This is a genomic window from Guyparkeria sp. SCN-R1 (assembly GCF_003932495.1).
Classification (GTDB): Bacteria; Pseudomonadota; Gammaproteobacteria; order Halothiobacillales; family Halothiobacillaceae; genus Guyparkeria.
In genome coordinates this window covers 30,643-52,868 of sequence record NZ_QZMT01000009.1, presented here as the reverse complement: position 1 = coordinate 52,868, position 22,226 = coordinate 30,643, and the positions used below count along the sequence as shown (strand labels likewise).

15 protein-coding genes are annotated in these 22,226 nt (G+C 63.9%); 9 read left to right on the top strand and 6 right to left on the bottom strand.

Going from position 1 to position 22,226, the window contains the following annotated elements; translation table 11 throughout:
• Nucleotides 1–115: 115 nt before the first annotated feature.
• Complete coding sequence (gene glgB, locus D5687_RS06610; protein WP_125198982.1) at nt 116–2,287, bottom strand: 1,4-alpha-glucan branching protein GlgB; 2,172 nt, start codon at nt 2,285–2,287, stop codon at nt 116–118.
• A gap of 324 nt (nt 2,288–2,611) precedes the next feature.
• Here glgB and glgC point away from each other — a divergent pair, with 324 nt between their 5' ends.
• The 3 genes from glgC (at nt 2,612) to malQ (ending at nt 7,160) form a co-directional block, all read left to right on the top strand.
• Nucleotides 2,612–3,883 (top strand): glucose-1-phosphate adenylyltransferase, encoded by a 1,272-nt coding sequence (gene glgC, locus D5687_RS06605; RefSeq protein WP_370271308.1) that lies wholly within the window; start codon nt 2,612–2,614, stop codon nt 3,881–3,883.
• A gap of 110 nt (nt 3,884–3,993) precedes the next feature.
• Complete coding sequence (locus tag D5687_RS06600) at nt 3,994–5,712, top strand: glycoside hydrolase family 57 protein (protein WP_125198981.1); 1,719 nt, start codon at nt 3,994–3,996, stop codon at nt 5,710–5,712.
• Nucleotides 5,709–7,160: a 4-alpha-glucanotransferase gene (gene malQ / locus D5687_RS06595; RefSeq protein WP_125198980.1), complete on the top strand. Its 1,452-nt coding sequence runs from the start codon at nt 5,709–5,711 to the stop codon at nt 7,158–7,160. Before D5687_RS06600 ends, malQ begins: the two co-directional genes overlap by 4 nt.
• Before the next feature lie 86 nt (nt 7,161–7,246).
• Here malQ and ppc read toward each other — a convergent pair whose 3' ends face one another.
• Nucleotides 7,247–10,069, bottom strand: coding sequence for a phosphoenolpyruvate carboxylase (gene ppc / locus D5687_RS06590; protein WP_240031443.1), 2,823 nt, complete (start codon nt 10,067–10,069; stop codon nt 7,247–7,249).
• A gap of 432 nt (nt 10,070–10,501) precedes the next feature.
• On the opposite strand from ppc, the gene gnd reads away from it, so the two are divergent.
• The 4 genes from gnd (at nt 10,502) to tsaB (ending at nt 15,620) form a co-directional block, all read left to right on the top strand.
• Nucleotides 10,502–11,557, top strand: a complete 1,056-nt coding sequence (gene gnd, locus D5687_RS06585; protein ID WP_125198978.1) for a phosphogluconate dehydrogenase (NAD(+)-dependent, decarboxylating) — start codon at nt 10,502–10,504, stop codon at nt 11,555–11,557.
• Between the two features lie 42 nt (nt 11,558–11,599).
• The gene (gene zwf, locus D5687_RS06580; protein ID WP_125198977.1) at nt 11,600–13,117 is read left to right on the top strand and encodes a glucose-6-phosphate dehydrogenase; all 1,518 of its coding nucleotides are present in this window, start codon (nt 11,600–11,602) and stop codon (nt 13,115–13,117) included.
• Entirely contained in the window at nt 13,117–14,799 is a 1,683-nt protein-coding gene (gene pgi, locus D5687_RS06575; RefSeq protein ID WP_240031441.1) for a glucose-6-phosphate isomerase, read from the top strand. Before zwf ends, pgi begins: the two co-directional genes overlap by 1 nt.
• A gap of 89 nt (nt 14,800–14,888) precedes the next feature.
• A complete protein-coding gene (gene tsaB, locus D5687_RS06570) occupies nt 14,889–15,620 on the top strand; it encodes a tRNA (adenosine(37)-N6)-threonylcarbamoyltransferase complex dimerization subunit type 1 TsaB (protein ID WP_370271307.1) in 732 nt (243 codons plus the stop codon).
• Nucleotides 15,621–15,731: 111 nt separating this feature from the next.
• On the opposite strand, the gene D5687_RS06565 is transcribed toward tsaB, so the two are convergent.
• The gene (locus tag D5687_RS06565; RefSeq protein WP_125198975.1) at nt 15,732–16,157 is read right to left on the bottom strand and encodes a hypothetical protein; all 426 of its coding nucleotides are present in this window, start codon (nt 16,155–16,157) and stop codon (nt 15,732–15,734) included.
• Between the two features lie 319 nt (nt 16,158–16,476).
• Here D5687_RS06565 and crcB point away from each other — a divergent pair, with 319 nt between their 5' ends.
• Nucleotides 16,477–16,857 carry a fluoride efflux transporter CrcB gene (gene crcB / locus D5687_RS06560; protein ID WP_125198974.1) on the top strand — a complete coding sequence of 127 codons (381 nt, stop codon included), beginning with the start codon at nt 16,477–16,479 and terminating at the stop codon, nt 16,855–16,857.
• A gap of 17 nt (nt 16,858–16,874) precedes the next feature.
• A complete protein-coding gene (gene queG, locus D5687_RS06555; protein WP_125198999.1) occupies nt 16,875–17,945 on the top strand; it encodes a tRNA epoxyqueuosine(34) reductase QueG in 1,071 nt (356 codons plus the stop codon).
• A gap of 31 nt (nt 17,946–17,976) precedes the next feature.
• On the opposite strand, the gene D5687_RS06550 is transcribed toward queG, so the two are convergent.
• The 3 genes from D5687_RS06550 to rdgC all read right to left on the bottom strand — a co-directional run bounded on the left by D5687_RS06550 (nt 17,977) and on the right by rdgC (nt 22,031).
• The gene (locus D5687_RS06550; RefSeq protein ID WP_125198973.1) at nt 17,977–19,395 is read right to left on the bottom strand and encodes an HDOD domain-containing protein; all 1,419 of its coding nucleotides are present in this window, start codon (nt 19,393–19,395) and stop codon (nt 17,977–17,979) included.
• Between the two features lie 187 nt (nt 19,396–19,582).
• Nucleotides 19,583–20,968, bottom strand: a complete 1,386-nt coding sequence (purB, locus tag D5687_RS06545) for an adenylosuccinate lyase (protein ID WP_125198972.1) — start codon at nt 20,966–20,968, stop codon at nt 19,583–19,585.
• A 172-nt stretch (nt 20,969–21,140) separates the two neighbouring features.
• A complete protein-coding gene (rdgC, locus tag D5687_RS06540; RefSeq protein WP_125198971.1) occupies nt 21,141–22,031 on the bottom strand; it encodes a recombination-associated protein RdgC in 891 nt (296 codons plus the stop codon).
• Nucleotides 22,032–22,226 lie beyond the last annotated feature (195 nt).

Below are 22,226 nucleotides of genomic sequence, written 5' to 3'. Positions count from 1 at the left end.
ATATCGGTTAGGGCGGCCGGTTGGCGTCACGCCAAGGGGGCACTTTGGATGTGCGCCCCAAACCGCCAAGTATCGCATGTTATCGGACCGTGGTGGTTCGGCACAGCGGGAGTCATCAGTCGCCGCCGTGCTTGAGCACGACCGCCGACAGGCCGGGCAGATCGAGCGTAAGGCTCGCCGGCTGATCGTGCCACGGGGTGGCCTCGGCCGTGCCGGGCGATGGGTTGTGGCCCGCGCCACCGAAGCCCTCGCCGTCGGTACTCAGGAGCACCTGGTACCGCCCGGCCTCGGGTACGCCGATGCGGTAGCCGGGGCGGTCGACCGGGGTGAAGTTGAAGACCACCACCACGGTCTCGAAATGGCCATGACGAAGGAAGCTGATCACCGACTGGTTGCGGTCGTTGCAGTCGATCCAGGCAAAGCCGCCGGCATCGAAGTCGCGTTCGTGCAAAGCGGGTTCGTGCCGGTAGCGGAAATTGAGCTGGTCGACCAGGGCCTGGATGCCCTGGTGCAACGGGTAGTCGAGCATCCACCAGTCGAGTTCTCGCGCATGTGACCACTCGTTGCCCTGGCCGAACTCGGTGCCCATGAACAGGAGCTTCTTGCCGGGGAAGGTGTACTGCCAGGCGAGCAGCAGGCGCAGATTGGCGAAACGCTGCCATTCGTCACCCGGCATCTTGCCGGGCAAGGAGCGCTTGCCGTGCACGACCTCGTCGTGGGAGAGCGGCAGCACGAAGTTTTCCGAAAAGGCGTACAGCAGCCCGAAGGTCAGTAGGTTGTGGTGATAGGGCCGGTGCAGCGGATCCTCGCTGAAGTAGGCGAGCGAGTCGTTCATCCAGCCCATGTTCCACTTCATGGAAAAACCCAGTCCGCCGTGTTCCGGTGGCCGGGAGACCATCGGCCAGGCGGTGGATTCCTCGGCCATCATCAGGGTGCCGGGGTTGCGCGAGAGAATCGTGTGGTTGAGCCGCTGCAGGAAATCGATCGCCTCGAGGTTCTCCCGCCCGCCGTGCCGATTGGGTAGCCAGTCGTCGGCCTGGCGGGAGTAGTCGAGGTAGAGCATCGAGGCGACCGCGTCGACGCGCAGGCCGTCGAGGTGTAGTTGCTCGACCCAGTACTGTGCCGAGGCGATCAGGAAGTTCTGCACCTCGCGCCGGCCGTAGTTGAAGATCAGGGTGCCCCAGTCCCGGTGTTCGCCGCGACGGGGGTCCTCGTGTTCGTAGAGCGCGCTGCCGTCGAAGCGCGCCAGGGCGAATTCGTCACGCGGGAAATGAGCGGGGACCCAGTCCAGGATCACGCCGATGCCCGCGGCATGGGCCCGGTCGACGAAACGGCAGAAGGCGGTCGGGCTGCCGAAGCGACTGGTCGGAGCGAAATACCCGGTGGTCTGGTAACCCCAGGAGGCATCGAAGGGATGCTCGGTGACCGGCAGCAATTCGATGTGGGTAAAGCCGCGTTCCTGGACGTAGGGGATCAGTTGATCGGCCAGTTCGTCGTAACTGGGAAAGCGCCCGTCGGGCAATCGCCAGGAACCCAGATGCACCTCGTAGGTCGCCATGGGCGCCTGGTCCCATTGCCATTGCTCGCGGCGGGCCATCCAGTCGTCATCGTGCCATTCGAAGGGCTGGAAGGCCGGCACGATGGCGGCCGTGTCGGGGCGCATTTCGAAGGCGCGGCCGACCGGGTCTGTGCGCAGCTGGGTCTCGCCGGTGAGGCGGCTGGTGATCTCGAACTTATAGAGATCGCCGACCGTTACCCCCGGGACGAACAGTTCCCAGACGCCGCTGTCACCCAGCACGCGCATGGGATGACGACGACCGTCCCAGTCGTTGAAGCTGCCGACCAGGCTGACACGCTCGGCATTGGGGGCCCACACCGCAAAACGGGTGCCGACCACCTCGTCGACCGAAAGAACCTGGGCACCGAGCATTTGCCACAACTGCAGATGTCGGCCCTCGGCGAACAGGTGCAGGTCGAGTTCGCCGACCGTCGGCAGGAAACTGTATGGATCGACGATCTCGTACCGATGCCCGTCTGGCATGACGACGGTATAGGCCGGATGCTTGGGAACCCAGGCACGCGGCAGGGAGGCCTCGAACAGGCCGGGGCATTCCGGGTGGGCCGTCAATGCCATGGGCTCGCCGTCCTGATCGACGGTCTCGACCGATGCGGCGTGCGGCTGATAGGTGCGTAGCTGGAGGTTTTCGTTGTCGATGGCATGCACGCCCAGAACCCGGTGCGGGTCGTGGTGGCGCGCATCGACAATGGCTTGCAGGTCGTTTTCCATGCGGTTTCGATCCCGGTAGTTGGCGCTGGTGCGCACTGTCGGCGATGCCAGGCGGATTCGCTGACCCGACTATGGCATAGGCGCGGGGTCGCAGCGAGCCCGGATCGGGTCTCCGGTTCCGGGATGACGCGTGCCGTGGCCTCGTTGCCGGGGCTCTGTGTGCAGGGCCTGGAAAAGAGCAGGGCAGGTTCGCAAGGCCCGGCGTTTCCTGCGATGGTCTCCCTCGACTCGAAATTGTTATACCCCGGAAACACGGATGCGCTAGGCTTTCGACTGGCGGTTAGCCGCTGTTTCGACCACATGGAACGCGAGAGGAAACTCGGGATGATTGTCGACAGCCCCAAGCGACTGGTCAGTCGAATCACCAGGGATACATTGGCCCTGGTCCTTGCCGGTGGACGCGGCTCGCGGCTGCGTCAGTTGACCGACTGGCGTGCCAAGCCGGCCGTGCCGTTCGGGGGCAAGTTCCGCATCATCGACTTCCCGCTGTCCAATTGCGTCAATTCCGGCATTCGCCGCATGGGGGTGCTGACGCAATACAAGGCCCATTCGCTAATCAAGCACGTCCAGCTTGGTTGGGGCGGCAATCACGTCGCCCGTGGTGAGTTCGTCGAGTTGCTTCCCGCCCAGCAGCGCATGAACGACCAGTCGTGGTACAGCGGCACCGCGGACGCCGTTTACCAGAACATCGACATCCTGCGCGCGCACGAGTCGGAATACACCCTGATCCTCGCGGGTGATCACGTCTACAAGATGGATTACGGTCCCATGATCGCCTACCACGTCGAGAAGGGCGCGGACCTGACCATCGGCTGCATCGAGGTGCCGATCGATCAGGCCCGTGCCTTCGGCGTGATGGGCATCGATCGCGAGGGCCGTATCGAGAGCTTCGTCGAGAAACCCGACGACCCGCCGCGCATGCCGAGTTCGCCCGACTCGTCGCTCGCCTCGATGGGTATCTACGTCTTTCGCACCGATTTCCTGTTCGAGCAGTTGATCCTCGATGCCGACGATCCCGACTCCGAGCACGATTTCGGCAAGAACGTCATCCCGCGCCTGATCGAGGAGAATCAGGTCTACGCCTACCCATTCCGCGAACCGGGGCTGACCGATCAACCCTACTGGCGCGACGTGGGCACCATCGATGCCTATTGGTCGGCCAACCTCGAGCTGATCGGCGTGCAGCCCGATCTCAATCTCTACGACACCGACTGGCCGATCTGGACCTACCAGGAGCAGTTGCCGCCGGCGAAGTTCGTCTTCGATGAGGACGGCCGCCGCGGCATGGCCATCGATTCGATGGTCAGCGGCGGCTGCATCATCTCCGGTGCGGTGGTGCGCCATTCGCTGCTGTTCTCGAACGTGATGGTGCGCGAGCAGGCCTACGTCGAAGATGCCGTGATCCTGCCCAACGTGCAGGTGGGCGAAGGTGCCGAGGTGCGACGGGCGGTAATCGACAAGGGCTGCCTGATCCCGCCGGGCATGCAGATCGGGGTCGATCTCGAGGCGGATCGGGAGCGATTCGAGGTCAGCCCCGGGGGCGTGGTACTCGTCACGCCCCAGATGTTGGGACAAAAACTGCACATGGTGCGCTGATAGCGATCCTGGTTGATCCGGGGTGCCTCGGGGCATTTTCCCTGAATGATTCCGGGACAGCGTCTTTCGTGACAAACCGGGCGCCTGGGCGCCCAGCTGGGTGATTCGGCATGCCAACCACGCTTCCATCAAGACCGCTGCCGGTCGTGTTCCTCTGGCATATGCATCAGCCGGAGTACCGCGATCCGCGTGACGGGGTATACCAGCAACCCTGGACCTACCTGCATGCGATCAAGGACTACGCTGACATGGCCGCGCACCTCGAGCGCTGGCCCGATGCTCGAGTGGTGGTCAATTTCGTCCCCATACTTCTCGAGCAACTTGAGGATTACGCGGCACAGATCGATGCGTTTCAGCGTGGCGGCGAGGTCACCGATCTGCGCGATCCGCTGCTGGTCAGTCTCGCCGAGCCAAGCGAACTGGTCGGTGACCAGCGCCGCGGGGTGATCGAAGCGCTATTGCGGGCCAATCGCGAGCGGATGATCGATCGGTTCGAGCCGCTCGCCCGGCTGGTCGATGCCGCCGAGACCCTGTTGCAAACCCGCGATCCGGGCGGATACGCCACGGATGCGTTCATCGGTGATCTCTCGACCTGGTATCACCTGGCGTGGTTGGGCGAGACCCTGCGCCAATCAAATCCGCTGGCCGGCGAGTTGCTCGAGCGCGACGGCGATTTCGATGCTCAGTCACGCCGATCGTTGCTCGGCGTGATCGGCGAAACGATTGGGGGGTTGTTCGAACGCTTCCAGGCGCTTGCCGATAGGGGCCAGATCGAACTCTCCATGACGCCCTACGCGCATCCGATCATGCCGTTGTTGCAGGACATGCGTGCCGGGCAGGAAGCCGAACCGGCAGCCCCGCAGCCGGACGCCGAGGACTATCCGGATGGCGAGCAGCGTTCGCGCTGGCACATCGAACAGGGGCGTGCCGTCTTCCGGCGGCTGTTGGGGCGTGATCCCGCCGGTTGCTGGCCCGCCGAGGGGGCCATATCGGATGCCACCTGCCGCCTGCTCGATCAGGCAGGCTTCGCGTGGGCGGCCAGCGGTCAGCAGGTGCTGCGCAACAGTCTGAATCACGCCCACCAGACACTGCACTGCGACCACCAGGTGTTCTCGCGACCTGGCCAGGGATTGCGGTTGTTCTTCCGCGACGATGGGCTCTCCGATCGCATCGGCTTCGATTACCAGAACTGGCACGCCGACGATGCGGTCGAGGACCTGGTGCATCACCTGGTGTCGATTGCTGATACCTGTGAGCACCTCGGGGTGGAGGCACCGCTGGTACCGATCATCCTCGACGGCGAGAACGCCTGGGAGCATTACCCGGATAACGGCTTCTGGCTGCTTGATGGTCTTTACAAACGACTATCTGCCCACCCGCGTATCGAGATGAGCACCTTCTCCAGCTTTCTGGACGAGCAGCCGCCAGCCGTGGAGCTCAAGGCGCTGGTTGCCGGCAGCTGGGTTTACGGCAATCTCGCGACTTGGGTGGGCGAGACCGCCAAGAACCGGGCCTGGGATCGGCTGATCGAGGCCCGTCAGGCCTATCTCGATTCCGAAACCCATGGTGAATGGGACGACACGACCCGAGCCCGAAATGCCCAGCAACTCGCTGTCTGCGAGGGATCGGACTGGTTCTGGTGGTTCGGGGATGACAATCCCGCTGAGGCGACACGTGATTTCGACCGGCTGTTTCGTCTGCAACTGGCACGCCTGTATGAACTGATCGACGTGCCGGTACCGGTGATATTGGACGAGCCCATCAGCGTGCCGTCCGAAGCAGGCGATCGGGTCACCGGTGGTGGCACGATGCGTCGAGGACAGGCATGAGCATCGAGGCCCAGAGCGAGCCGCCGGCTACGCGGCGTCGCGCGGGTCTTCTCCTGCCTATCGGCAGCCTGACCTCGCCCGGCTTCGGCAAGGATGCCCGCGAGGTACTGGCTTTCCTGCAAAAGTCGGGGTTGTCCGTCTGGCAGGTGTTGCCACTGGGCCCGACCCACCCCGACAAGAGTCCCTACCAGTGCCTGTCGTCGTTTGCCCTAGAACCGGCGTACCTCGACGAACGCGAATTGGCCGCCGACCCGGGGTTCGAGCGCTCGACCCCGGTGAGCGCCCGCCGGCAGGGGGAAGGTGCCAGCGAGGCCTTGCGCGCGGCATTTGCCGGTTTCCGCGACCGGGAATCGCACTGGATCGAAGACTACGCGCGGTTCATGGCCATTCGCGAGGTGCAGGACGGGCGTTGCTGGCTGGACTGGCCGGTGGGTCTCCGCGATCGTGAGTCCCACGCCATGTTGGCGTTCGAACAGGAGCATGCGTCGCGTATCGAGGCGATCGCCTTCGAGCAGTTTTTGCTGGAACGGCAATGGCAGGCGGTGCGCGACGAGGCCCGCGAGCGGTCGATTTTTCTGTTTGGCGATCTGCCGATCTTCGTGGCCGGCGACTCGGCCGATGTCTGGGCGCACCGATCGTTGTTTCAGCTGGATGCGAGTGGCCGACCGACGGTGGTCGCTGGCGTGCCACCGGATTACTTTTCTGCCAGTGGGCAACGCTGGGGCAACCCCCTGTTCGATTTTCAGCGAATGGCCGAGGACGGGTTCGCCTGGTGGAAACAGCGGCTGGCTCGCCACTTGGCCTTGTATGACTGGGTCCGGATCGATCACTTCCGCGGGCTTGCCGCTTACTGGGCGATCCCCGTTGACGACCCGGATGCCACCGGCGGGCAATGGGTGCCGGGTCCCGGCGCGGCCCTACTCGAGGCCCTGGAGACCGTCGGCGGTGACGATTTGCCCCTGGTGGCAGAAGACTTGGGCGTGATTACGCCCGATGTGACCGAATTGCGCGACCGCTTCGGGTTGCCCGGGATGGTGGTGCTGCATTTCGCCTTTGACGGTGACGAGGACAATCCTCACCTGCCCAGACACCATCGGCCCGATTGCGTCGTCTACACCGGCACGCACGACAACGACACCACCCTGGGATGGTGGCGTTCGCTCGACGAGGCGGGGCGGGCGCGCGTGCGTCGGTGGCTCGAGGCGATGCAGGACATCGACCCGGCCACGCCCATGCCCGAGGCCATGATCGACTCGGCATTGGCCTCGCCGTCCAATCTGGCCATGCTGCCGGTCGGTGATTTGCTCGGCCTGGGCTCGGAGGCGCGCATCAATGTCCCCGGAACCCGCGAGGGCAACTGGTGTTGGCGGTTGTCCGACGGTGCGCTGGCTGACGCGCTTGCCCAAGGTATGCGTGTCCGCCTGGCCCGTCACGATCGACTTGCCTGACGGACGCCGCCCTCTAACCCCGCCAAAGAAAAAGGCCACCGCCCGCGTGCGGGTGGTGGCCTCGGTAGATCGCGAGGGCCGGTCGATCAGCCCGTGTTACGCATCCCGGCGGCTATCGCGTTGATACTGCGCAGCAGCGGCGGCAGCCACTGCTCGCGATCGCCTTCCGGCACGCTTTCGTCACGATGGCGCGACAGCAGCGTGATCTGGATGTGGTTGAGCACGTCCAGATAGGGGTTGCGTCGCATCATCGACGTGCCGATGTACTCGTCGATTTCCACCAACGAGTCGGCGTGGGCCACCTCCAGCAGCTGCTCGACGGCACACTCGTATTCCTTCCGGATCTTTTCGTAGACCGCTCGGGCCTGCTCCTGGTCGGATACCAGACCGGCGTATTCCCGCGCGATGTTCATCTCGCCCTTGGTCAGCGACAGCTGCGTGTTGCGCAGCATGCTATGGAAGAACGGCCACTGCGCGAACAGGTCGTGAAGCAGCTCCTCGCGGCCCGGGTTTTCCTCCCGCCATCGCTTGAGCGCCGAGCCCATGCCGTACCACGCCGGCAGGGTGTGCCGTGACTGCGACCAGCCAAACACCCAGGGAATCGCGCGTACCGATGCCTTGGAAAGATCGCCCTTCTTGCGCGAGGTCGGGCGCGAACCGATGTTCAGCAGGCCGAGTTCGCGAACCGGGGTGGCCTCGTGGAAGTAGTGGAAGAAGAACGGCGTGTGGTCGGTCAGGTCACGATAGGCCTCTTCACCGAAGCGCGCGAGATCGCCGACCACGTGCTCGTATTCCTCCGGCACCGGATGCTCATCGACCACCTGGTGCTGCGAGGCCTTCATCAGGCCGGTTGCGCCCATGGTCAGCTCGTAGATGGCCGTCTCGTTGTTGCTGTACTTCGAGGACAGCACCTCACCCTGTTCGGTGAACTTGATCTGGCCTTCGACGGTGCCCTGCGGCAGCGAGAGGATCGACTCGTGGGTGGGACCGCCGCCGCGCGCGACCGTGCCACCACGACCATGGAACAGGCGGCACCGAATGCCGTGGCTGCGGGTCAGGCGGATGACGCGCTTCTGGGAGTTGTACAGACTCCAGACCGAGGCGAGCGAGCCCCCGTCCTTGCACGAGTCCGAGTAGCCCAGCATCACCTCTTGCAGCTCGCCGGAGGCGCGTACCAGACCTCGGTAGGTGGGGTTGTCGAACAGCGTGCCCAGCACGTGCTCGATGTGCTTGAGATCCTCGATGGTCTCGAACAGCGGCGAGACCTGGATGTCGCTGAACCATTCGCCGTCATTGGTCTTGCCCACCAAGCCGGTCAGCGAGGCGAGGTACATCACCTCCATCACGTGGCTGGCCGAGTGGGTCATCGAGATGACGTAGGTACCGAAACATTCGCGGCTGATGTGATCGATCAGCTGGCGTTTGACCTCGAGGACCTTGATCACCTCGCGGGCCTTTTCGCTCAACCCGTTGCCGCCGAGCGCCTCGGCGCGGTGCTTGCCGGCCTCAATCAGCTCGCCCAGCACGCGGGTGCGGTCGTCCTCGGCCAGATTCGCGTAATCGATTTCCGGGGCCAGTTGCTTCAAGACCTCGGCGACGGTCTCGGTGTGCTCGGTGGATTCCTGGCGGATGTCCAGGCGCACCAGATGCCAGCCGAAGGTCTCGGCCAGGCGGGTCAGGTCCTTGAGATCACCCTCGGCCAGTAGCCGATCACCAATACCGATCAGCGAGTCGCGCAGGCGGTAGAGGTCGTCGAGGAAGGCGTCCTTGCTCTGGTAGGCGCGCGAGTCGAGGGCGGTCGGTTTGCCATCCAGTTCGCTGTGGATGTAGGCAAGGTTGTAGCGCAGTCGCTGGCGGATGGCGCGCAGCTTCAGGCGATAGGGTTCCTCGGGGAAGAACTCCCCATTGTGCTGGTTGGCCTCCAGCATGCCGAGCGCCTCGGCATCGGCCTTGAGCTGCAACTGCTCGCAGTCGATCTCCGGCACCAGCTGCAGGGAGTGGGTCAGGATGCGCTTGAGCGTCTCGAGCCGATCCAGGTATTCCTTGAGGATGGTCTCGGAGGCTAGACAGACGGCCTGGATCGTGACGTCGTGGGTGACGTAGGGATTGCCGTCGCGATCACCGCCAATCCAGGAGCCGAACTTGAACAGGCTGGGCACCGTGACCGGGTTGTCGGGATTGGTGGCGTTGTAATTGAGGTTGACCGCGCGCTCGAGGTAGCGGTAGGCCTTGGGCACCGCCGCGAAGATTGAGGTGCGGAAGTAGTACATGCCCAGGCGTATCTCGTCGGACACCTCGGGGCGCGTCGTGCGCACCTCGTTGGTGCGAAGCAGGGCGAGAATGATCGATTTCACTTCATCCAGCAGCCGCTCGCGCTCGACACCGGTGGATTCCGGACGGTCGAGTTCCCCGCACAGGAGGAAGATGCGTCGCTGCAGATCCATGACCGTGCGGCGCTTGGCCTCGGTCGGGTGAGCGGTGAAGACCGGCATGTACACCAACTGGTCGAGCAGCCCCTGAAGCTGTTCCGAGGTCATGCCCTCGCGGGCAAAGCCGCGGATGGTGTCGTAGAACGACCCGCGCCACAGTCGCAGGCCGCGACGGATCTGGCGGCGGCGATGCTGGTGGGAATAGTCTTCCTCGGCGATGTTGACGAGGTTGAAGTACAGGCCATAGGCACGCACGACCAGGTTGAGGCTGTCGGCGTCCAGCGCTTCGATCTCGTCCATCAGTTCGCGGTAGAGCTCGGGGTCGTAGCTCTTGCGCAGGCGGATGAAGCCACGACGCAGGCTTTCGACGGTGTCGAAGACCGTCTCGCCAGCTTGTTCGCGGAGCACTTCACCGAGCAGGTTGCCGAAAAGGCGCACTCGGGCGCGCAGGGCCTTGTCCTTGTCTTTGCTTGTCGTCATCGCGTATGAGTTCTCGCGCATTGATGGTTGCGGCTCCGAGACCGGGGGTTGCCCCGGCCCGGAGTGGCCCGCCCGACCGCGGGGACCCTGGGGTTGGCCCGTGGGAAGGGGGTCGGGATCGTCGGGCAAAATCGCGGGCATTATAGCGATTTCTGGCCGCTCTTGCCGGTTTGCACCGCAAGCCCCGCCATGGCGGGCTCCATGTGTCGTGCTTGCTTGCCCCGTGGGTTCCCACTTTCCACGTGGGCTTCATGGAAATCGAAACCGCGTTGGCTACGCTTGAATTAGTCGATCACGACCGGAGCACGCCGAACTGGCGCGAAGCTTGCTCCCATGTGTGAGAGATGTTTTCTCAACCAACGCGTTGAGGCGGTTGTCGGGGACGTGCCTTCAGGGCCGATCAATCGTTGACCGTCGATCGATCCGGGCGCAATGTCAGGGGCTTGGCATAACCTGGCAGGGCGTGCGCTCGGTCGTTTTGGCCGGGGGTTGAGTTGTTTTGTATCCCGCCGTTTTTCAACCGTTGGACGGTTAACCGTTGCACGATTACAGGAGTGTGAGCCGATGAAACTCGCGATTTTCGGTCTGGGGCGCATGGGCGCAAACATGGCGCGGCGCCTTTCGCGTGGTGGCATCACGGTGGTAGCGCACAACCGCAGTCGAGAGCCCATCGACGAGCTGCTGCGCGAGGAGGAGCACATCGTGCCGGCCTATGAGGAGGCCGAGGTGTTCCGCAAGCTCGATGGCCCGCGCGTGATCTGGTTGATGTTGCCGGCCGGCGAGATCACCAGTCAGGCGATCGAGCGCTTGCTGCCGCAGATGAGTCCCGGTGATGTCCTGGTCGACGGGGGCAACTCGCGTTACAGCGAGACCATGGCGCATGCCGAGCGTGTCGAGGCGGCCGGGGTGCATTTCCTGGATTGTGGAACTTCAGGAGGCGTCTGGGGACTGAAGAACGGTTACAGCCTGATGGTGGGCGGCACAGAGGCCGGATTCGCACACATCGAACCAGCGATTCGGGTACTGGCGCCAACTCCCGATTCGGGCTGGGGGCATGTCGGTCCGGCCGGTTCGGGCCACTTCACCAAGATGATCCACAACGGCATCGAGTACGGGATGATGCAGGCGATGGCCGAAGGGCTGGCCGTGCTGCGCAAGAAATCGGAATTCGACCTCGACCTGGCCCAGGTCACCGAACTGTGGCGCGAGGGGTCGGTGGTGCAAAGCTGGTTGCTCGACCTGACGGCCGACGCGCTGAAACAGGAGGGGCAGGGGCTCGAATCCATCCAGCCACACGTCGCCGATTCCGGCGAGGGTCGATGGACGGCGATCGAGGCGATCGATCTGGGCGTGGCCGCTCCGGTGATGACGCTGGCTCTGCAGATGCGCTTTGCCAGCCAGGACGACGAAGGGTATGGCAACCGGGTGTTGGCGATGATGCGCAACGCCTTCGGTGGACACGTGGTCCAGCGTCGGGACGAATCATGAGCAACCATGCCGTAAGGGCTCGGCAGGAAAGGAGCCGGCACCATGCGTAAGCCGATTCGCAGCGAACCGCCACGACCGGTGACCATCGTCATCTTCGGGGCAACAGGCAGCCTGTCCCGTAAGAAGCTTCTGCCGGCGCTCTACCAGTTGGAAGTGGCCGGCCGCCTCGCGGAGGGCAGCCGCATCATCGGCTTCGGTCGTCGGGATTGGGACGATGACACCTGGCGAAAGGAGGTACGTCGGCTGTGTCTCGCCGGTAGCGGTGACGGGGACAGTTGTTCGTCGGATGCCGCGATCGAGCGCCTGCTTGCCAAGCTGCATTTCCACAACGGCGATCTCGACGAGACCAGCAGCTTCGAGGACCTGGCCGACCGGTTGACGCACGCGGAGTATCCCGATTGCGTGGTGTTTTACTTCGCGGTTTCCCCGTCGGCCTTTGGCGCGATCTGTCGGAACCTCGGCGCCTGTGGGTTGACCGACGAGACCCTTGGCTGCCGGCACGTGGTCATCGAAAAGCCATTCGGGCACGATATCGACAGTGCGCATGCCCTCGATGGCCTGCTGCACCAGTACTTCGACGAACACCAGATCTTCCGAATCGATCATTATCTGGGCAAAGGCACGGTGCAGAACATCATGGTGATGCGTTTTGCCAACCTGCTGCTCGAGCCGTTGTGGAATCGCAATTACATCGATCACGTCCAGATTTCACACGCTGAGCAACAGGGCATCGAGGGGCGAGGGCAGTACTACGACTCGGCCGGTGCGCTGCGCGACATGGTGCAGAGTCACCTGATGCAGATGTTGGCGCTGACGGCCATGGAGCCGCCGGCCTCGATGGACGCAGAGGCGGTCCGTGACGAGAAGGTCAAGGTGCTGCGCTGCATTCGTCCGATTTCGCATCGGAGCGTTCATGCGCAGGCATTCCGTGCCCAGTACGCCCGCGGCGTGGTCGACGGAACGAACGAGCCCGGCTACCTGGATGAACCAGGCGTGCCGGATGACTCCGTCACCGAAACGTATGCCGCTCTCAAGCTCTACATCGACAACTGGCGGTGGCGCGACGTGCCGTTTTACCTGCGTACCGGCAAGCGCATGAAAAAGAGCCACTCGCAGATCTCGATTCGTTTTCGCGAGCCCCCGCAGCAACTTTTCCGTGAGACCCAGGTCGCCAACACCGCCCCCAACTGGTTGCTGATCGGCATCCAGCCGGAGGAAAACTTCCGCTTCGAGATGCAGATCAAGACCGAGGGCCTGGAAATGCGCACCCGCACGGTGCAGATGGATGCGACCTATACCGGGGAGGAACCGCCCAACCTGGATGCCTACGCGACACTGCTGCTCGACGTGATGAACGGCGATCAGACGCTCTTCCTTCGGTATGATGAGGTGTCTTGGGCCTGGCGGGTGGTCGATCCGATCCTGCGTAACTGGGCGGTCGAGCGAGACTACATTCCGACGTACCCCGCGGGCAGCTGGGGGCCGCCGGAAGCCGACCGGCTGTTCGATGCCGATTCGCACCGCTGGCGAAACAATCTCAAGATCCCCGGGGAGGATTGATGCGACAGGAACGGTATGTCGGCCGGATGAGCCCCATCTGGCAGTTGCTCGAGGTCAAGGCGACCGAACACATCCGCCGCCACCCGAATGAGTGGTTCCAGACCGATGGCAACAGGACGTCGCGCCTCTCGGGGCACGCCGCGGGACTGTCGATCGACTACTCAAAACAACGTGTCACCGATGACGTGATCGACGGTCTGCTGGCGCTGGCGGAGGAGCGTGGCGTGTTGGAGCTGCGCGACGACATGTTCAACGGCGTGCACATCAACGGCAGCGAGGATCGGGCGGTGCTGCACGTGGCACTGCGCAATCGGTCGAACCGGCCGATCTTCTTCGATGGCAAGGACGTGATGCCCGAGGTCAACGCCGTCCTCGACCACATGGAAACCTTCGTTGACTCGGTCCAGTCGGGCGAATGGAAGGGGTATGCCGGTGACCCGATCACCGACGTGGTGAATATCGGCGTCGGCGGTTCGGATCTCGGCACGCGCATGGTGTGCCGGGCACTGGGTTCCTATGCCGATCGTGGCATCCGCGTGCATTTCGTCTCCAATATCGCGCCCAGCGATCTGGCCTCGAAGCTTGCCGTGCTCGACCCGAAGACCACCTTGTTCGTGGTGTCCTCCAAGAGCTTCGGCACGCAGGAAACGCTTGCCAATGCGCGCTCGGCCCGGCGCTGGTTCCTCGAAACTGCGCCGGACGAGGAGGCGATCAAGAAGCATTTCGTCGCCGTTTCCACCCACACCGAGCGCGTGCGCGACTTCGGCATCGACCCGGAAAACATGTTTCCCATCTGGGACTGGGTGGGCGGCCGTTATTCCTTGTGGTCCGCGATCGGCCTGCCGATCGCGCTTTATCTCGGCATGGATCGCTTCAAGCGACTGCTTGACGGGGCACATGCCCTCGACGAGAACTTCCGGCTGAACACGGGACGGGACAACTTGCCGCTGATCCTCGGGCTGATCGATGTCTGGAATGCCGATTTCCTCGGATCGGACTCGCTGGCCATCTTTCCCTATGGAACGCGGCTCGGCTTCCTGCCCGCCCACCTCCAGCAGGTGATGATGGAATCCAACGGCAAGCGCGTGCGCATCGATGGCCAGCCGGTCGACTCGCATACCAGCGCGGTGCTTTGGGGGGGGCTGGGTACCAACGGGCAGCACGCTTTCTACCAGTTGCTGCACCAGGGCACCCGACTGATCCCCTCCGATTTCATCAGCGCGATACGCACCCATTCCCCGATCGGTAGCCAGCAACAGCAACTGCTGGCCAACCTGGTCGCTCAGAGCCGGGCATTGATGTTGGGGCGCACACGCGAGGACATCGAAGCGCAGATGCGTGCCGAAGGTGCCGATGAGGCAACCATCGAGCGGATCGCCCCGCACCGGGTCTGCCCCGGTGGCCAGCCGTCCAATACCATCTTGTTCCCGCAGATGACTCCGGAGGCAGTCGGCGCACTGCTGGCGCTCTACGAGCATCGGGTGTTCGTGGCCGGAGCGGTATGGCAGATCGATTCCTTCGACCAGTGGGGCGTGGAATTGGGCAAGCAGATGGCCAATGAGCTCGAGCCGTTCGTCGGCACTGATCTCGAGGACGGTGACTTTGACGGCTCCACCCGCTGGCTACTCGACGAGATTCGCCAGCACTGGACCGCCGAGCAGAAGGGCGCGGAGGGCGACTGATTTCACCTCGCGTCCCGGTGATGACTGCCTCGCGGTGTCGCTGCTGTTTCCGATAGAATCCCCGCCACAAAAAAGGCCGACTCATCGTCGTGCTGCCAGACCGACCGTCGGCTGATCGACTTCAACACCCAGGGGTGAGTGTGAACATTCTCTATCTCGATTCCTCGACGGAAGCTTGTACCGCCGGTGTCCTCGCTGGCGACCGAGTGGTTACCGACTTCGAGATCGCCCCCCGTGGCCATGCCGAAAAATTGTTGCCAATGGCCGAAGGGCTCCTGGAGCAAGCGCAGATCGATTTTGCCGACCTGGACCTGATCGGCTTCGGCCGCGGGCCGGGGTCGTTCACCGGTGTGCGTATCGCCACGGCAATGGCTCAGGGTATTGCCATCGCGCGTGACCTGCCGATGGTCGGGATTTCGTCGCTGGCCTGTCTGGCAGCCGGGGCTTTCCGGCGGCTGGAGGAATCCGGCGAGAACACCCGGGACGTCGAGGTGCGGGTCGCGATCGATGCCCGCATGGGCGAGATTTACCGTGCGGCCTATCGTCTGGGCGAGTTGGATGGCTTGATCACGGTCGTTGAGGAGGCGGTGACCGAACCGACGTTCCCGGTGGCGCAGGGCAGTAGAGTGGTGGCTTGCGGTACCGGCTTCGGGCGGTATCCGGCACTCGGCGGGGGCTCGGAGGTAATACGGGTTGAACCGGAAGCCCTGCCGCATGCCCGGGATGCGCTGGCACTGATTCGCAAACTGCCGGAAAGCGAGCGCATTGCGGCCGACGAGGCCGTGCCGAGCTATCTGCGTGACAAGGTCGCCGGTCGTTGAGACCGGGGCAGTCCAACAGAGCGCCGATGGGGGGCTCAACAATAAAAAACGCCCCGAATCGCTTTCGGGGCGTTCTCGTTTTCGGCCGGTTGACCGACCGGATGCCGCGGGTTACTGGATGTTGCCGCAGGCGACGATGGAACTGCCGTCATGGATGGCAACGGACTGAGGATCACCCATCAGGCCTTCCGCGGACAACTCGATCGTGGTGGAGGATTCGTTACCGTCAACGGCGCTGAGTTCGAACAACGGATCGTCGTCGAAGGCCAGCAGGTCCGGTGCACCGTCACTGTCCTCGGCGTAGCGGCAGATGCCTTTGTGGAGGCCCGCTGACATGCCGTCGGCATTCTCCACATTCAGCTTCACCGTCATCTCTCCGTTCTGGGGAATGAAGATGGCCGTGCCGGAGACGCCTGAGTCACCGCGCTGATCGATGGCGGCCTGGTACTGCTCGTAGTTGTCTTCTGCCGCCATGGTCGGCGTGGTCAGACCCACGGAGAGCCCAGCGATTGCACTGGCGAGTAGCAATTTCTTCATGCGATCTCCTTGACTGTGCTTTGGTTGAAAACGTTCGGCGGCCAAGCGGCTGGGAGTTTGAAAAACAAATGCCCCGTACTCGCCTTGCCGGTCTGGATTGGAGCTTAGGACACTTGCCCGCGGTTGCAAGCAGTGTCCTCCCGACGCGGCGCACGGGTTGCGACTGGGGTGGAATGGAGCTGCCGGGCGTGACGATCGAGCGTGATAACCTGCCGTCGGACTCACGCCCATGGCGTTAGGATGGGCTGCATTGGGCGCGGCTTTGCCGTTGGTCGTCGATCGATCGTGTGGTCGTTCGCCCTGGAGAATGCTGGTTGGAATGAAACTGTATCTGTTGATTGGATTGGCCGGCGGCCTTGGCGCCATGGCCCGCTACGGTCTGACTGCCGCGATCACGCAATTCGGCGGGCGTGCCTTCCCCTGGGGCACGCTGAGCGTCAACGTGATCGGCTCGGGATTGATGGGATTCCTCGGGGTCTGGCTGCTGACACGCTGGCACATGCCGCTCGAGTATCGGCTCGCGATCCTGACCGGCTTTCTCGGCGCGTTCACCACCATGTCCGCCTTCTCCATCGACACGTTGGCCCTGATGCAGCGCCAGGCGTGGCTCTGGGCCGGCCTGTACGTGGTGGCGACGGTGACCCTGTGTCTGGTGGCGGCGCGCGGCGGGATGTTGCTGGGCAAGCGCCTCGCCGGATGACCGATTCCCGGGATGACATGACGACTCGGCTCTCGCCGCAGCGACTCAAGGAATCGATCCGGGACTGGGCCGCCGAACTGGGTTTTACCGAGGCGCGGGTAACCGATACCGACCTGTCTGCCTACGAGGCGGGTTTTGAACGTTGGCTCGCGGAGGGACACGCCGGCACGATGGGGTTCTTCCAGCGTCATGGCCTGATGCGTTTTCACCCCGAGGAACTCGTGCCTGGGACTCGTCGGGTGCTGATGGTCACGCGCGACTACCTGCCGCCTGAATCCCTCGGCCCGTCGAAAGTCCTGGGCGAGCCGGAGCTGGGCTATGTAAGCCGATACGCATTGGGTCGGGATTATCACAAGCTGGTACGCAAGCGCCTGGCCCAACTGGCCCAGCGGATCAGCGAGTCGGTCGGGCCATTCACTTACCGGGCGTTCTGCGACTCCGCGCCGGTCTACGAGACCGGCCTTGCCGAACGGGCGGGGGTAGGCTGGAAAGGCAAGCACTCGCTGGTGCTTAACCGTTCCGGCGGGTCTTGGTTCTTCCTCGGTGCACTCTTTCTCGATATCGACCTTCCGGTCGACGAGCCCGTGCAGCCGCATTGCGGCAGTTGCACGGCCTGCCTGGACGTCTGCCCGACCGGGGCGATCGTAGCCGACGGCGTGGTCGACGCGCGCCGCTGCATTTCCTATCTCACCATCGAGTCGCACGACGACATACCCGAATCGCTCCGTCCATTGATGGGCAATCGGATCTACGGCTGCGACGATTGCCAGTTGGTCTGCCCGTGGAATCGATTCGCCCGGACGACCGACGACGCGGACTTTCACGCCAGGCAGGGGTTGGATGCGCCGGACCTGGTCGAGCTGTTCGGCTGGGACGAACAGACGTTCCTGACGCGCACGGAAGGCTCGGCGATTCGGCGTATCGCTTGGTGGCGGTGGCGGCGCAACCTGGCCGTCGCTCTGGGTAACCTGCCGGCAGGGCATCCGCGCGTCCCGGCCGCCTTGGCGGTCTTGCGTGGTGGATTGGGGGAGGCGGGCGATCAGGTCGATCGACACATTAACTGGGCGTTGGCGCGGCTGGCGGACTAACTGGCCGCGGCAAAACGCATGCCGTGGATCGTCAGCCGCGGTCCAGTACTGCCAGGATTTCGCGCTGTTGCTCGCCCCGAGGGCCCCGGACGAACAGGGTCGAGATCAACGCACCGTCGACGGCCAGCGGGGCAATCACCAGGCCCGATTGCGCGGCCTGGCCCAGACTTGGCTCCAGGTGAGGGGCCAGGCGCTCGAGATTCTGCGCATCGATACCCAGGCTTTCCAGGCGCGACTGGAGGCGGGAGAGTAGCGGAGATTGGGCCAATGCCAGTCGATCCGGGAGCGCCACCTCCCCGTTACGACTCCAGTGGAAGCGTCGCTTTGACTGGCTGTCCTCGCCATTTTCGTAGAGCGCGATCTCCTCGACGCCCTCAAGCCGACTCAGTTGCCGGATGGTGTCGCCCAACTGACGTCCCGGCGTGGCCGAGGGCGCAGTTCGATTAGCCGTGCCACTGGCGTGGCAGCCGTTATCGTCATCGTCGAGCCCGTAGTCGGCAGTCAGCGGCCAGAGCAGGTCGCGACCGTCTTCCTGCTGAACGAGCAGGTGACCGGGGTGATAGAGCGGGATCTCGATGAATTCACGGGCATCGGCAAGGGTCTTTTTGACCGACACGCGCCATGCTGCCTGCGGGGACAGGTGGAGCTGCTCGGCAATGCTGATCGTCAGGCGTCGGATCACGGGGTGATACCAGCCGAACTCGCTGGCAAAGGCGAGGCGGCGAGCCAGCACGAGAATGGCTTCGTGGTGGGCCCCGAGGGTGGGAATGCTTGCCTCCTCGGCCAGAAGCATGACCGGCAGGTAGTAACGCTCGGTCAAGGCCGTCTCCAGTTCGTGGAGATCGATGCCAGCCTCCCCCAGGACCATTTCGAAGGCGCGGCCAACCGAGAAACAGCTATCGAGGCTGCCGTTTTCGGCGTGTTCCTGCGTGAAATCGATCAAGCTTTTTCGCGCGATCGCCAATGCCTGTCGGGCCAGTTCCGGGGCGTCACGCCACAGGGCGAGTTCGACCAGGTTGTGGAGCAGGGCGGCGACCGAGACCATGTCATGGCCGGTTTCGTGGCGCTCGATCAGCCAGGTTTCGGTCAGGCGCGCGGCACGCATGGCTCGAGAGGAGGCGGCCAGGTAGCCGGCCCGCTGCGCCTCGTCGGTCAGGGTGTTCTCGAGGATAGGGAGTTGCGGCAACTGGTTTCGTGCCCAGTTGCTGCCCAGAAGCGACAGGGCGTGCTCGAGGTTGTGTGGTGCGCTGCGTTCGCGCTTGCGCTGACCACTGGCCGCCGCGCCGAGAACGAAGCTGGCAGCCGCCGGGTCACGCCGCAGCCAGCCGACCAGTCGCGGGAAATCAGGAGATTCGCTCAGCAGTTCCCGGCACATGCCCTGATGAATCGCCCGCCTGACAGGCAACGGGTGATCGAGCAGGTACTCGCTCCAGTTATCGGGCAGCGTCATGCCGGCTTCCCCCACGTAGTCCCTCAACCCAGTCGCTGGACGTCACTCCATGGCCATCAGCGCCACATTGCGGGCTTTTCGCGCCGGGCGCAATAGCCGGTGTGGCTTACCCAAGCCTTGATCGGGTCGAGAGCGGGCTCCTCGCCCAGACTGGCATCCCCGCGTATCCAATGCCCAACCGCCGGCGTCAGATCCGTTCGGCCATTACCTTGGCATTGCCGACGTAGTCCGCCGGCGCCATCGCGGCAAGCCGCTCACGTGCCTCGGGCGGCAGCTCGTTGATGCCCTCGATGAATGCGCGCATGGCCGGGCCGTCGACCCGTTGGCCGCGGGTGAGTGCCTTGAGCTTTTCGTACGGTTTTTCCACGCCGTAGCGCCGCATGACCGTCTGAATGGCTTCACCGAGCACTTCCCAGTTGCCGTCGAGTTCGGCGGCCAGTTGGTCGGCGTTGATCTCGAGCTTGGACAGGCCCTTGGCCATCGAGCGATAGGCGATCAGCGAGTGACCAATGCCTACGCCCAGGGTGCGGAGGACGGTGGAGTCGGTCAGGTCACGCTGCCAGCGACTGATCGGCAGCTTGCGGGCAAGATGACCCATGACCGCGTTGCCCACGCCCAGGTTGCCCTCGGCGTTCTCGAAATCGATCGGGTTGACCTTGTGCGGCATGGTCGATGAGCCGACCTCGCCCTCGACCAGGCGCTGCTTGAAGTGGCCCAGGGCGATCTGGCCCCAGATGTCGCGGGCGAAATCGATCAGGATGGTGTTGGCCCGTTCGATCGCGTCGAACAGCTCGGCGATGTAGTCGTGCGGCTCGATCTGGATGGTGTAGGCGTTGTGAGTAAGACCCAGCCCCTCGACAAACCGCTTGGAGAAGCCCGGCCAGTCGATTTCGGGGTAGGCGGCGAGGTGGGCGTTGAAGTTGCCCACCGCGCCGTTGATCTTGCCCATCAGCTTGACGTCGGCAATCTGCCCGCGCTGGCGCTCGAGGCGCGCGACTACGTTGGCAATCTCCTTGCCGATGGTCGACGGCGAGGCCGGTTGCCCGTGAGTCCGCGACAGCAAGGATACGGCCGCCCATTCGTGGGCCATCCTGCGCAGTGTGTCGATCAGCCCGTCGATCTCCGGCAGGACGACTTCCTCGCGCGCCTTGGCGAGCATCAGGCCGTAGGCGAGGTTGTTGATGTCCTCGGAGGTGCAGGCGAAATGGAAGAACTCGCTGATCGAGGCCAGGCGCGGATGATCGGCGACCTGCTCCTTGAGAAAGTACTCGACCGCCTTGACGTCGTGATTCGTGGTGGCCTCGAATTCCTTGACCCGCATGGCTGACTCGACCTTGAACTCCGATACGATGGCGTCGAGCGAGGCCCGGTCCTCGTCGTTCAGCGCCGGTACCTCGGCGATCTTGGGCTCGTCGGCCAGTGCCTTGAACCACTCGACTTCCACCAGCACGCGGTACTTGATCAGCGCGTACTCGCTGAAGCACTCGGTCAGCGCACGGGTGTGGCGGGCATAGCGGCCGTCGAGCGGGGAGACGGCGGTCAGGGCGAAGGCGGCTTGGGCGGAGTCGGTCATGCGCGTTCCTGTAAAAATCGGTTGGTCGAGCCGAGAAGAGGCAAGAGGCTCGAATTCAACGGGTTGGTTCGTGATTATGCGATCGGCAGCCGGGCTAGCCAAATGCAGCCTGGTGCCGCCCGGGCGAGCGCGCCAACCTTTTGTGGCAAGGCGCCCGGGTTACTCGTATCGGTCAGCTTGTGGCATCGGGCCGGGCCAGGGCCTCGTGCAGCACACGGGTCAGTTCACGCAACACGTCGAGCGTCAGGCGTTGCTCAGCCTCGAGGCGGGTCGCCGGATCGTCCAGACCATCGTCGTCGAACTCGTCATCGAGTGTATCGAGCGCCTTCACCTTGGTCAGCGCGCCGTCGGCCCGGATGGTAAACCGCAGCCGATCTCGCCAGACGAGTTCAAGCTGCTCGACTGTCATGCCGTCGCGCAAGTGGGCCAGCACGTTCTCGTCCGGTAGGCCCAGACGAGTGACCGTGATGCTGCCACCGTCGCGCGGTTCAAGCAGTTTGGCCGAGTCGCCCAGCTCGAAGCCGGCCGGCGGGCCCTCGAGCAGCCAGCGCGACAATCGGCTACCGTGCTCCTCGGAGCCGAACGCCGGGGTGACGCGCCACTGGCCGAGCGTCTCGCGGAGCAGGGAATTGATCTGGCTGTTGCGCTTCTCGCCGGCGTTGGCCAGCCACGCCTGCTTGTTGCGCGCGTCGATGATCAGCCGGGTCTCCGCCTGTCGCGGGAAGGCCTGTGGCAACAGTTCCAGCAGGGCGTTCTCACGGGCCTGGCGAAGTTCGTCGCGGGAGGGTTCGCGCTCGCCGGACTCCTCGGCCAGTTTCTTGGCCGCGTGGTCCTGAATCACCCGCGGCGGCACGGCGCGTTCCTCGCGGCGGAACAACAAGCCGAAGGCCCCGTCGGTTTCGATGGCCAGTGCCTCGGCGACTACCGGGGCCCAGCCCATGGATTCGACCTGCTGCGACAGGGTAGGGGCAAAGCGCTTCTCGGCCAGCTGTTCGGATAGCGTATCCAGCGACGGTTCCGGCCAGTCGGCCAGGTCGAAGGCGGCAATCTGGGAAAAAAGCATGGCGTCGGCGACTCCGATAAACGGTTGGCAAATGAAAAACCCGCGGCGGGTCTACTGGGGTCAGGTCGGGGCGCATTATGCCTGATGCCCAGAGTCATTGCTTTGGCGGCATTGCTCGCAGGCCGCGGGCACGGAATTGATTCGGTTCCTGATATGCTCACGAGACTTGAAACTCTATTTTTGCTGTTATCTACA